General features: G+C 37.5%; 9 protein-coding genes and 1 pseudogene. 2 read left to right on the top strand and 8 right to left on the bottom strand.

Annotated elements, in window-relative coordinates; all coding sequences use genetic code 11:
- Positions 1 to 146: 146 nt before the first annotated feature.
- The 6 genes and pseudogenes from Q0594_RS05880 to Q0594_RS05855 form a co-directional block, all read right to left on the bottom strand.
- Positions 147 to 1,657, bottom strand: a pseudogene (locus Q0594_RS05880) (phosphomannomutase/phosphoglucomutase).
- 134 nt (positions 1,658 to 1,791) lie between these two features.
- Positions 1,792 to 2,331 (bottom strand): DUF402 domain-containing protein, encoded by a 540-nt coding sequence (locus Q0594_RS05875; protein ID WP_039849260.1) that lies wholly within the window; start codon positions 2,329 to 2,331, stop codon positions 1,792 to 1,794.
- 130 nt (positions 2,332 to 2,461) lie between these two features.
- The gene (gene mutY / locus Q0594_RS05870) at positions 2,462 to 3,634 is read right to left on the bottom strand and encodes an A/G-specific adenine glycosylase (RefSeq protein WP_298730461.1); all 1,173 of its coding nucleotides are present in this window, start codon (positions 3,632 to 3,634) and stop codon (positions 2,462 to 2,464) included.
- Positions 3,625 to 4,440 carry a RecX family transcriptional regulator gene (locus tag Q0594_RS05865; RefSeq protein WP_298730459.1) on the bottom strand — a complete coding sequence of 272 codons (816 nt, stop codon included), beginning with the start codon at positions 4,438 to 4,440 and terminating at the stop codon, positions 3,625 to 3,627. Before Q0594_RS05865 ends, mutY begins: the two co-directional genes overlap by 10 nt.
- Positions 4,441 to 4,562: 122 nt before the next feature.
- Positions 4,563 to 7,220, bottom strand: a complete 2,658-nt coding sequence (locus Q0594_RS05860; protein WP_298730457.1) for a cation-translocating P-type ATPase — start codon at positions 7,218 to 7,220, stop codon at positions 4,563 to 4,565.
- A 241-nt stretch (positions 7,221 to 7,461) separates the two neighbouring features.
- Positions 7,462 to 8,685: a PLP-dependent aminotransferase family protein gene (locus Q0594_RS05855; protein WP_298730454.1), complete on the bottom strand. Its 1,224-nt coding sequence runs from the start codon at positions 8,683 to 8,685 to the stop codon at positions 7,462 to 7,464.
- Between the two features lie 100 nt (positions 8,686 to 8,785).
- On the opposite strand from Q0594_RS05855, the gene Q0594_RS05850 reads away from it, so the two are divergent.
- Positions 8,786 to 9,634, top strand: a complete 849-nt coding sequence (locus Q0594_RS05850) for a pyridoxamine kinase (protein WP_298730453.1) — start codon at positions 8,786 to 8,788, stop codon at positions 9,632 to 9,634.
- A complete protein-coding gene (locus Q0594_RS05845) occupies positions 9,631 to 10,176 on the top strand; it encodes an ECF transporter S component (protein ID WP_298730451.1) in 546 nt (181 codons plus the stop codon). The genes Q0594_RS05850 and Q0594_RS05845 overlap by 4 nt, the downstream gene beginning before the upstream one ends.
- A gap of 517 nt (positions 10,177 to 10,693) precedes the next feature.
- Here Q0594_RS05845 and galE read toward each other — a convergent pair.
- Together galE and map are read right to left on the bottom strand one after the other, a co-directional pair.
- Entirely contained in the window at positions 10,694 to 11,701 is a 1,008-nt protein-coding gene (gene galE / locus Q0594_RS05840; protein ID WP_298730449.1) for a UDP-glucose 4-epimerase GalE, read from the bottom strand.
- 15 nt (positions 11,702 to 11,716) lie between these two features.
- Positions 11,717 to 12,490, bottom strand: coding sequence for a type I methionyl aminopeptidase (gene map / locus Q0594_RS05835; protein WP_298730447.1), 774 nt, complete (start codon positions 12,488 to 12,490; stop codon positions 11,717 to 11,719).
- Between the last annotated feature and the right edge of the window lie 165 nt (positions 12,491 to 12,655).

Raw genomic sequence — 12,655 nt, 5'->3', positions numbered from 1 at the left:
TTTGAAACTGTTTTATAAGCGAACGTTCGCTCAACAGTGATATTAATTTATCATATTCAGTTTTGGTTTGCAACTGAAAAGATATACTTTTTATAAAAAAATAATACAGTTCACAAAAAATGCAAACTGTATCTTTTTAATCACTATTATAACATAGCTTCAAGTTTATTCTGATTGAGTTCTGGATAACGATTTAAAATATTATTCATTGTTTTAAGAATCTTAGTTTGATACCCCACCATATCATTTTCAATTTGTAATACTAAAAGCGGCTCATGTAGACTCATCCGTAACAGAAGCCATCCATTCCCATATTCCCCTTTAAAGTCAATTCGAACTCCTTCTTCGTTTTCTGGATTTACTACCCAGTCTTTCGGAATCCAATTAGGGAAATCTTTGATAACTTCTATCCCTTTAGTTTTAAAATCTTCAGTTTCAATCTTAAATCGAACTTCCACAACCTCTTTTGGTTGTACTAACTTTTTAATTAATGTATCTAAGGTATCCCCTTGAGCAACCAATCTAGGAAGCAACATTAGTATTTTTGCGACCACATATGCTCCATCATCTAAGAAGTAATTCTCTTTGAACGCTGCATGACCACTTGTTTCTATCGCAAGCTGACAATCAATTCCTTGGTTATTTAGTTCGATTGCTTTGTTTATAACATTACGGTACCCAGATATATGTCGATATTGACGTCCACCTAAATCCATAATGAATTTTTTCAAGTGTTCGGTTGTAGGAGAATTTGTTACTATTGTTGTTCCGAGGTGCTCACTTATCGCAATCACACTTAAAACAGCAATTAAATTATTTCTATTGAGAAGTTCCCCACTTCCTGTTACAACCGCAGCTCTATCCACATCTGTATCAAAAATCACTCCATAATCAGCATTGACAGCTAAAACTTGATTCTTAATACTTTCCATTGCTTCTTTATTATCTGGGTTCGGAATATGATTTGGGAATGTTCCATCAGGATCTAAGAATTGCGAACCTTCCGTTTCAGCACCTAGTTCTTCTAGTACACTTTTTACAAAGAAACCGCCTGCTCCATTCCCAGCATCGACTATAATATGTAATCCTTCAAGTGGTTTTTCTTTTTCACTCTGACTTCCCTTACGAATCAACTCCACTAAATGATGACTGTAACGTTCAAAAATACTTTTTACTTCTATAGTAGAAACCGTTCCTTGTGGAATTCCTTCCTTTTCATCCACCAATGAAATGATATCACGAATATCACTGGACTCTAATCCGCCTTCACGCGTGAAAAATTTCAGCCCATTGTAATAATATGGTAAATGACTCGCAGTAAACATCGCTGTTGCGTCGCAGTTAAATTCTTCAAATTGAGTCCCATAAACATACTTGGAGTCGTCGCCATTTCAAAATCGATCACGTGAACACCATAAGCCGATAACACTTTAATAAATTCTTTTGTTAAATCCGGTCCACTAATACGACTATCACGACCAATTCCAACAATTAAATCCGTTAAAATTTTAGACGGATACCGTTTCTGTAACCATTTTACGAAAGCACTCGCAATTAAACGACTCTCTTCTACTGTCAACGTTGCATCAAACTCTTCTGTCGCAATAGCAATACCGCGAATATCTGAACTCAGTTGTAACTCTTTGATTTTTGACATGGAAACTCCTCCTTCACTCTAGTTCTATTCTACCAAAAGCGCTGATGTATTAATAGAAGGTACCTAAAAATTTATCCTAAATAACAAAAAAGCAAGCAGCCTCTGCTACTTGCTTTTAACTCAGCTATCATGAGTTATGATTTACGATAGGTTAATTGAATATATCTTTCATACCATAAATCGACATATTCTGGCGAGAACGGCCCTTTTTTATTATTAATCCAATCCACAAGAATTTCTACATTCGCCTTTAGGATTTGATCAATTTCTTTCGAATAATGCATTTGACGGCGATGTAATTCATACTCATCGACATCAAGCAATCTTTTTTCGCCGTCTGGAAAAATCTTAATATCTAAATCATAATCGATATATTTCAACGCCTCAGCATCCAATACATACGGTGAAGCAAGATTACAATAATAAGATATTCCCTTTTGGCGAATCATCGTCACAATATTAAACCAATAATGTTTATGATAATAAAGTAACGCTGGCTCCCTCGTCAACCATCTTCTTCCATCGGACTCAGTCACAAGAGTATGATCATTACAAGCGATAATAGCTTGATCGCTTGTCTTCAAAATCATGCTATCGCGCCAGGTGCGATGAAGACTACCATCATGTTTATAACTCTTGACAGTGATGAATTCTCCTTCTCTGGGATTGTGCACCACTATATCCAACTTTCTGTATCTATTTAAGAGATAACTCTTAGTGTTTTTCAAATCATTAGTAGTATAGCATATTTCTACCATTCTGTGAACAAAAAACAGTACAGCGATGCGATTTTAGCTCATTCATTTATAAAAGCTCTTGTCCAACTAAAATCTCGCACATTTTTCCTTGAACTCTTGATTGAGGCAGAAGTTTCATCTCTTCTTTAGTAACCCACTTTAGAGTTTTAGACGAATTATTCTTCAACTCCCCTGATGCGTTCGCATATTGTAATTCAATATCCCATCGTTGGTGACTAAAAATATGCTTGACCGATTTAGGAAGCAGTCGAATCGGTGTTAATTTCATTTTGTAAAGACTTTCGAATTGCACTTCTAATGGTATATTCTGATTGATTTCGTAATTTGAAGTTTCTTCTAATACGCCTTCAAACAAGTCAATCGATTCTCCAATTGTACTAAAATCACGAATCAATGGGAAATGCCAAAAGCCACTGAGTAAATCAGCCTGTGTATTTTTTTCAACTAAAAATCTTCCTTTATCATCCTTAACCACAAAGGCTCTCCATTTCATTGGAGTTGGTTTTTTCTTAGGTTTCTTAATCGGATAAATATGCATCGTTCCATTTAAATAGGCAGCACTGAAATCCTTCACCGGACTATCTTCTGGATGAGGATTCACTGGAGATTCGATATCGGAACCTAAATCCATCAAAGCTTGATTAAAATCCCCTGGTCTATCAGGATCAATAAGAATTCCAGCAATTTCTTGGAAAGCCCATCGATTGCTTGGATTTCCAATATCTAAATTCACTTCAAAAAGTCTACTAATGACTCGCATCAAATTCCCATCGACTGCTGGTTCAGGAATTCCAAACGCAATACTTGCAATCGCTCCAGCAGTATAAGGGCCTATCCCTTTTAACGATAGGATTCCGCCATAAGTATTTGGAAATTCTCCACCAAACTCTTCCATCACTTGAATAGCTGCCTTTTGCATATTACGTACTCGTGAGTAATATCCAAGTCCTTCCCAGCATTTTAATAAAGTCTCTTCAGGAGCTTCCGCTAAATCTTTTATAGTTGGAAAAGTTTCTAGGAAACGTTCATAATAAGGAATTACTGTATCTACTCTTGTTTGTTGAAGCATGATTTCGCTCACCCAAATGAAATATGGATTTTGCGTTCTTCTCCACGGCAAATCTCGTTTTTCTTTATCGTACCAATCTAGTAGCGCCTTTCTAAAACGCTTGATTTTCTTCTCGTCCCACATTTTTACGCCAATACCGGCTAAATCCATTCTTCTTTCTCCATTTCAAATTGCGCAATGGCTTGTTCAATCACACTAGAAGTAAATCCTTTTTGATACAACTTCCCTTTGATTTGATACCAGAGCGCTGATTCATTCTCTTCGTATTTTTTTGCAATACGTCGGTAAATCGTTGCAATCTCTTTTACTGCCAATTCCGCTTCCATCTCACTTTGCGCTTCAAACGATAAAAACGGAATCACTTCTTCAGCGATTTCTTTCGAATACCCTTTTTGCATCACAAATACTTTTACTTTTTGCTTAGCCACTTTGGTTGTGACACGCTTTTGTCCTTTTAAATACGACTGCGCAATTTGAATCGCATTTTCAAGTTGCTCTTTCAGCGTATATCCTGCAAGCACTGTTTGAATGACCTTATCGCTAATTCCCTTCTTTTGCAAATCAAAAACAACAGACTTTGGGCCTTTGAACGTCACAAACTTAGCTTGATTTAAGTAACTTTCTGCATAAAACGTATCATTAATAAAATTCTGCTCATGCAGCTTCCCAAGAACTTCATTAATAATATCGTCATCGAATTCCAATTTTTCTAATTTTTCATAGACTTCCTTCGTCGAACGAAGCTTGAAGTTTAAAAAGTGTAATGCTTTTTGATAGGCTTGCTGAATACAATCATCATGCTGAATTTCTTCAATTTGTTCTTTTGTCAGTTTGGTTCCTTTAAATAAGGCATACTTTACAACTGTTGCCTCATCTACACCAAAGGCAAAAGCCTCATTCAAATAAATATTGTAACGCCCTTTTTTCTTCTGCGCCTCAATTTTTGTAATGACCATATCCCCACACTCCAATCTACTTAAAATATTTTAGCAAAATACACAGACGAATAAAAGTTTAACTCTCTAATTTACTTTCATATACGAAAAAGGCTCACTAATAGTGAGCCTTTTTGAGTCAATTAATCTTTATCCATTCCCATTACGCGCATAATTGCTTTAGCAATTTCAACGATTGGAACAATTGAGAATGCTGAGCCAACTACAAACAACCATTGACCCGCTGTTAGAGTTGCTACGTCAAACACCGTTGTTAATCCAGGAATCACCATTACGCTTAGAAGCATTACAGCTGATAATAGGATTGCATAGTTAAACATCTTATTCTTGAATGCACCAACTTCACCAAGTGATTTGTACACTGATTTCACGTTGAACGCATGGAACAATTGAATTAAACCTAATGTTGCAAATGCCATTGTTTCCCCAACTGGATTGCCCCATTTCGCTACTTCAGTTGCATACCAGAATACAAACAAAGTAATACCACCTTCGAAGAAACCTTGGTAGAAGATACTTGGTAACACACCGTTTGATAAGAAGTTCGAGCTCTTACCGCGTGGTGGGTGGTTCATGATATCTGCTTCTGCTTCTTCAAGGCCCAAAGCAATCGCTGGGAATACGTCTGTTACTAAGTTGATCCATAAAATATGGATTGGTTCTAGAATTGACCAGCCAGCCATTGTCGCAACAAACATCGTCATTACTTCACCAAAGTTGGCAGATAGTAAATATTGAACCGCTTTTTGGATATTCGAAAAAACTTTACGTCCTTCTTCAACAGCTACTACGATTGTTTCGAAGTTGTCATCGGCAAGTACCATATCTGAAGCACCTTTAGAAACCTCAGTACCTGTAATTCCCATACCAACACCGATATCGGCTTGCTTAAGTGAAGGAGCATCGTTTACCCCATCCCCTGTCATCGAAACAACTTTACCATTCTTTTGCCAAGCTTTTACGATACGAACTTTGTGTTCTGGAGATACACGAGCATATACAGAGTACGTTTCAACAGTACGTTCTAATTCTTCATCCGAAATATCGTTTAATTCGCCACCTGTTAATACTCCGTCTTCTTGCTCTGGACGAAGAATCCCTAAACGTTTTGCAATCGCTTGGGCTGTATCACGGTGGTCACCAGTAATCATGATTGTACGGATACCAGCTGATTGAGCCACTTTAATCGCAGCAGCTGCTTCTTTACGCTCTGGGTCAATCATTCCTACTAACCCCGCAAAGATTAAATCATGTTCGATTGAATCTGTGTCGATTGTTTCAGGAAGAGTATCAATCACTTTGTATGCCATTGCTAACACACGAAGCGCTTGAGTGGCCATTTCTTTATTTAATTTCATCAATGTTGTACGGTCATCTTCTGTAAACGCAGAAACTTCACCATGTTTTTCAATCTTAGTCACACGGTCTAATAACATATCTGGAGCACCTTTAGTTGCAACCAAGTATTTACCGTCTTCTAATTGATGGATCGTTGTCATTAATTTACGAGTTGAATCGAATGGAACTTCTGCAATACGAGGAATGTTCACTAACTCTTCACGTACATCATAGTTTTTATCAAGACCGTATTGAACCATCGCTGTTTCAGTTGGGTCCCCTAATAATGAATTGTCTTGAGAAATCTTAGTGTCGTTGGCTAAGTTCATGACACGAAGCGCGATGTTGTCTTGAGAAATCTCTTCTGACGCATCATGAATTTCGTTGTCATAAACCATTTTTTCAACTGTCATCTGGTTGAGTGTTAATGTACCTGTTTTGTCGGAACAGATAATTTCCACTCCACCTAATGTTTCAACCGCTGGCAATTTACGAACAAGTGCGTTACGTTGCGCCATTTTTTGAGTTCCTAACGCAAGGATAATGGTTGAAATGGCAGGTAATCCTTCTGGAATCGCAGCAACGGCAATCGCAATCGCTGTTAATAACATATGAGTCCATTCATTTCCTCTAAGCATCCCTACCACGAAGATAATCACGGCAATCACTAAAATCATGATTGTTAACCATTTTCCAAGCGCATCTTGGTTTTCTTGAAGAGGAGTTTTCCCTTCTTCCGTATTGGCTAACATATTAGCAATCTTACCAACTTCTGTATTCATACCAGTACTTGTAACCACACCTATAGCGCGGCCATAAGTTACGTTTGTACTTGAGAACGCCATATTGGTACGGTCTCCAATCCCTACTTCATCTCCTATAGGAATCACTAAGTCTTTATCAACAGGAACAGATTCCCCTGTTAAAGCTGACTCTTCGATTTTTACTGTGTTTACTTCGAATAAACGCATATCCGCTGGCACGACATCCCCAGCTTCAAGGATAACGATGTCTCCGACTACGATATCTTCCCCTTTAACATGCTCCACATGTCCGTCACGCAAAACACTTGCTACAGGTGAAGCCATTTTCTTCAACGCTTCGATAGCTTCTTCAGCTTTTGATTCTTGGAACACCCCTAAAATAGCATTCAGTAATACAACTGCTAAAATAATAATGGCATCTGTCGGATCTGGTTCACCACTATGCGCAAACATTGAAACAACCGCAGCAACTAAAAGCACTAAAATCATGAAATCTTTAAATTGATCCACAAATTTTTCTAAAAGTGATTTTTTCTTACCTTCCTGTAATGTGTTTGCGCCGTACTTTTCAAGTCTAGAAGCAGCTTCTTGCGAACTTAATCCAGAAGGACTAGATTGAACCTCTTTAAAAACTTCCTCTGTCGACTGTAAATATACGGGTTTTGTTTGTTGTTCCAACAAAATACACTCCTTTTCTTTTTCTATAAAAAGAGAGACTTATGCCCATCATCCTTTTGATAATAAACATAAGTCTCACTGTTCAAGATAATACCAGCGAGAATTCGCTTGCTGTTGATATTATCGCAACGATTGGTTGCCAGTTACTCCCTTATAGAGATCGATTATTATTGTAGTTACTATACCAAATAAGTGTGAGTTTTGCAAATTTTTTAGATAAATTGTTAACCTTTCTTTTTACCTAAATTTCGCGGATTTTAGCCAAATCCAATCGTTCTAATGACGGAGCATTTTTCGAGATAAAGTAATCATCAAGCACTTTAGCTTTCAGATTCATCGCTTTTAGTTTTTCATCCATCATCGTTGTTTTCTTAAATACCCATTGTGTACCGTGAAGAACTCCTTCGTGGATTCCTAACGACATCAACCAATTTCTAGCGCGCTTACTTTTTTCAATATATTTTTCGACCATTTCTTTACGATGCTTCGCAAACATTCCATTTTCAATAAAAAGGGCAAACGTCTTTTGCATCATCACGTTCGAATCGTAATCCATCCACTGCTTGCGCATTGAAAAAGTTTCTACCAATTCTTTTGGTAAGACAACAATCCCTATTTTCAAGGCTGAAAACAAAATAGACGAAAAGGATTTTACGTAAATAACTCTTCCATCCATATCGTAATAATGAAGTGGTGTTGCATTCCCCTCTATAAAGTCTGCCATATAATCGTCTTCAATAATATATACAGAGTAACGTCTCGCTAGTTCTACAATTTTTTTCTTTGTCGCTTCACTATAACTTCCACCAAGAGGGTTATGAAACCTAGAAATCGTATAGAATAGTGAAAATTTTCCACTCGAAAACAATTCCTCTAATCGGTTTAAATCAATTTCTCCGTCAATTCTGCGATCAATCGTTTCGTACGGAATGTTCAAATGCTTCACCAATTCATTCATTCGTGCATAAGTCGGTTGTTCGAGCAAAACCTTTTTCCCTTGAATCAGCTGTAACAAAATATAGAGCGCTTGTTGAGTTCCAGTCGTGATAACTAGTTGTTCCTTCGAAGCATATACCCCATACTCTTCTAAAATAGGCATTAACGCCTGAATCAATTCATCCATCCCAGAAGCTTGCTCTTTTTTAGTTAGTTTTAGATCATGCGCACTAGCAAGCGATTGATTAAAGCATATGCGCAAGTCCTCAATCGGAAGTTGAGAATAGTCTTCTTCAAATTCCTTCAACGATTTCGGCTCAGAATTCTTTAATACATAAAAGCCACTTTTTTCGACCGCATAAATAAAACTTTCATCTTTTAGACTACGCAAGGCTCGTTGTACCGTATCCTTATTTACTCCGTAGCGTGCAGCTAATTCTCGAATCGAAGGTAGTTTATCCCCTTTTTGCAGAGTTCCGCTTAATATTTCGCTTTTTAATGCTTGTGCTAATTGCTGATATTGATACATGACACGCCTCCACTGTACCGGTACAGTTTATTTTCATCCTTATTGTATCCTCACCTGTCCCGTTTTACAATACAGATACATTGAAACTCGAGGAATAGATATGAAAAAAATATTAATCGCAAACGACTTACCTGGAATTGGCAAGGTCGCACTTGCCCCCGCTATCCCGATTTTTGCTTGTTGTCAGATTGAAACGATACTACTACCAACAGTACTTCTATCATCTCATACCGGTGGATTCAAAAATATCGCGATTGCAGAGCAAACTGAATTTATGAGGCAGTCACTTTGTCAATGGGAAAATCTGGAATTAAACCCGGACGCTATTTTAACAGGATACTTCCGAAACACAGAACAAATTGAATTAATGGTCGATACCATTGAAAAATTGCCAGAGTCTACGAAAATTTTTGTCGATCCAATCATGGGGGATAACGGAAAGTTATATAGCGGATTTACAGCAGAACACGTTGACGCGATGAGAAAACTCATTCAACATGCTGATGTGATGTATCCCAATATTACGGAAGCATGCTTATTAACCGAAACAGCGTATCCAACTGGAAAAATCACGATAGATTTCACAAAAAAACTAGCTAAGAAACTAGCTCTACTTGGACCGAAGTACATCATTATTACCGGTTGCCCGGATAGCGAAGAGTTAACGGGGGCTCAACTGTATTTAAAAGAGACGGATTCATTTTCTGACTTTTATACAACAAAATACCCGCATCATTTTTACGGTACAGGCGATACACTGGCCGCTTTAACAACTGCGTGCATCCTTCAAGACATGTCCGTTGAAGAAGCCCTATCGTTCACACTCAAATTCATAGACGAAGTGCTTCAACTGAGCAGCCAACAACCTGAACGAATTCCATTTGGTCTCCCAATCGAGAAAAAACTTGGAATGCTTACTACAAAATTTACTACTGAGGTGTCATTATGAAAAATACAGAATTAAGAAATTTATTGCAGACAAGTTTATTCGCAGCTTTAATTTATTTAGGCGTAAGTATTTTTAGAATTCAAATGCCATTCACCACACAATTTGTCCATTTTGGGAACGCTCTTGTTGTTGTGGGATGTTTATTATTTGGAACAAAACAAGGTGCAATGGCCGCTTCAATCGGTTTTGGCCTTTTCGACATCCTTAATAATTACGCAGATGTTGCTTGGCAAACTATTCTTGAATCATTAATTGTCTGCTATATAATCCATCTTGTATACGAAAAAGCAATGAATAAAGATGACAAAATCGCCAATGTTATTGCGGTCGGTGTTATTGCTGCTATTGTAAAAATCATCCTCAATATCATTAAATACACATTCTTTCGAGGAATGATTGTCGGTGGTCTCGCATTAGAACCTGCATTCATTCAAGCCATCAATAAGATTACAGGGACTTTCGGTTCAGCCATCCTTACTATTATTGCAGTCCCAATCATATACCCGATTTTCAAAGAAGCCTTAAAACGTGTAAAAAGATAAACAAAATAGCTATTACGATTGGATTCGTAATAGCTGTTTTTTCCACTGAGGGGAATCAGAACCCCTTTCGTTGTATTCAAAAGAAATAACTCCTAGGAGTTATTGTGGCAGTAGTAGGAATTTATAACCAATGTGAATTAGGGAGAGTTACGATTTTTCGTTACTCTCCCTTTGAAGCTTGGTAGGCTTGAGACATCAGGCTCAAGCCGGTATCCTACTATTCTTGCCACAATAACAACTCCGACAAACTATTAGCACTCTTCTCTTTCGCTTCACAGAGGGCTATTAGAATCCCCTTGATTGTATTCAAAAGAAAGAACTCCTTGGAGTTATTATGGCAATGGTAGGGAATCATAACCAATGTGAATTAGGGAGAGTTACGATGAGTCGTTACTCTCCCTTTGAAGCTTGGTAAGCTTGAGACAAAGGCTCAAGCTGGTATCCTACCATTTCTGCCATAATAAAAACTCCAAAGGAGTTCTTTTGACTTAAATTTCAGCAGTATTAAAAATTATTTCTAATAGCCCTCTGGATTTTTCTTTTGCCAGTTCCATGAGTCGCGAACCATATCGTTTAAGTTCTTTTCAGCTACCCATCCTAGCACTTCTTTCGCTTTTGAAGCATTCGCATAACAAGTTGCAATATCTCCTGCACGACGAGGTGCAATTTTATAAGGAATATCCACTCCATTTTCCGCGATAAATGCTTTTACTAAATCTAACACACTGTATCCAATACCAGTTCCTAAGTTAAAGACTTTTGCACCTTTTTGTGCCGCATTGTTTTTAACTGCAAGTACGTGCCCACGAGCTAAATCAACAACGTGGATGTAGTCACGAACTCCAGTACCATCATGTGTATCGTAGTCGTCACCAAACACGCTTAAGAATTCGCGTTTACCAACAGCCACTTGAGTGATGTATGGCATTAAGTTGTTTGGAATTCCGTTTGGCGCTTCTCCAATCAAACCACTCTCATGCGCTCCAATTGGATTGAAGTAACGTAAATTTGTGACAGACCAGTCACTATCTGAGAAAGCAACGTCATTTAAAATTTGTTCTAACATTACTTTTGTATAACCATAAGGATTTGTTGCACTTGTAGGCATCTCTTCTTTAAAAGGAACGACATTATTCATACCATATACAGTCGCACTTGAGCTGAATACGATATCCTTCACGTTAAATTGACGCATTACGTCTAATAACACTAATGTTCCCGTGATATTGTTGTGATAGTATTCTAAAGGTTTTTCTACAGATTCGCCCACAGCCTTGAACCCTGCAAAATGAATGACTGAATCGATATTTTCTTTTTCAAAAACGGATACTAAGAAATCACGATCTAAAATATCTCCTTCATAAAGAGGGAAATCCTTTCCTGTGATTGTTTTTAAGCGGTTCAATACTTCTGGTGAGCTGTTTGAAAAGTTGTCAACAATCACAACGTCAAACCCTGCTTTATCTAATTCAATGACTGTATGAGAACCGATATATCCAGCTCCACCTGTTACTAAAATTGCCATATTTACTTCCTCTCCTTAGTTCAACACATCTTCTGCGTGATCTTTTTGTAATGTTAAAATACGTGGACCATCTTTTGTAATGGCTAATGTATGTTCAAATTGGCAGCTTAACCCACCATCTAATGTATGAGCGGTCCACCCATTACTTTCCATTTCTGCTTTCCAAGTTCCAGTATTCACCATTGGCTCAATCGTAATAACCATTCCTTCTTTTAAACGAAGACCCTTTCCTGGTTCGCCGTAGTGAGGAACTGCTGGGCTTTCATGAATCGTTGGTCCAATTCCATGTCCGATAAAATCACGAACAACAGACAACCCTTCACTTTCCACATATGTTTGGATTGCGTGTCCAATGTCCCCGATACGATTTCCAACTTTTGCTTGTTGAATTCCTAAGTATAAAGCTTTCTTTGTCACTTCATATAGGTGGTCGATTTCTGGACTGCTTTCACCAACAATGTAACTCCAACATGAATCCGATAAAGCGCCTTTTAATTCCACACAAAAGTCAACTTTAACCAAATCTCCTGATTTTAAAGGCTTACGACGTGGAAAACCGTGACAAATTTCATCATTAATACTTTGACACGTTGCGTATTTATATCCTTCATAACCAATTTGAGGAGCAGATCCGCCTGCTTCTTCAATTTTTCTTTGGACAAATTGATCGATATCCCAAGTAGTGACTCCAGGTTTAATAAAATCACGAAGTTGAACATGAATTGAAGCTAAAAGCGCTCCTGATTCTTCCATTGCATCAATTTCGCGTTTTGATTTTAATGTAATCATGAAATAAACTCATCCTTTCTAACAAAGGCAATTATAGCATATAAAATAAAATAAAGAATAGTTATTTAAACAAGTTTTAACTAGATGTACAACTAAATCTTCCAACCCAACTTTTCCACTAAATTTTTTTCGTTTCAAACGATTCTCAGCAACATTTTTACTGAC

It is taken from the genome of uncultured Granulicatella sp. (genome assembly GCF_938030755.1).
Lineage (GTDB): Bacteria > Bacillota > Bacilli > Lactobacillales > Aerococcaceae > Granulicatella.
The sequence above is the reverse complement of the archived record's forward strand: the minus strand, read 5'-3'. Positions and strand labels throughout refer to the sequence as shown.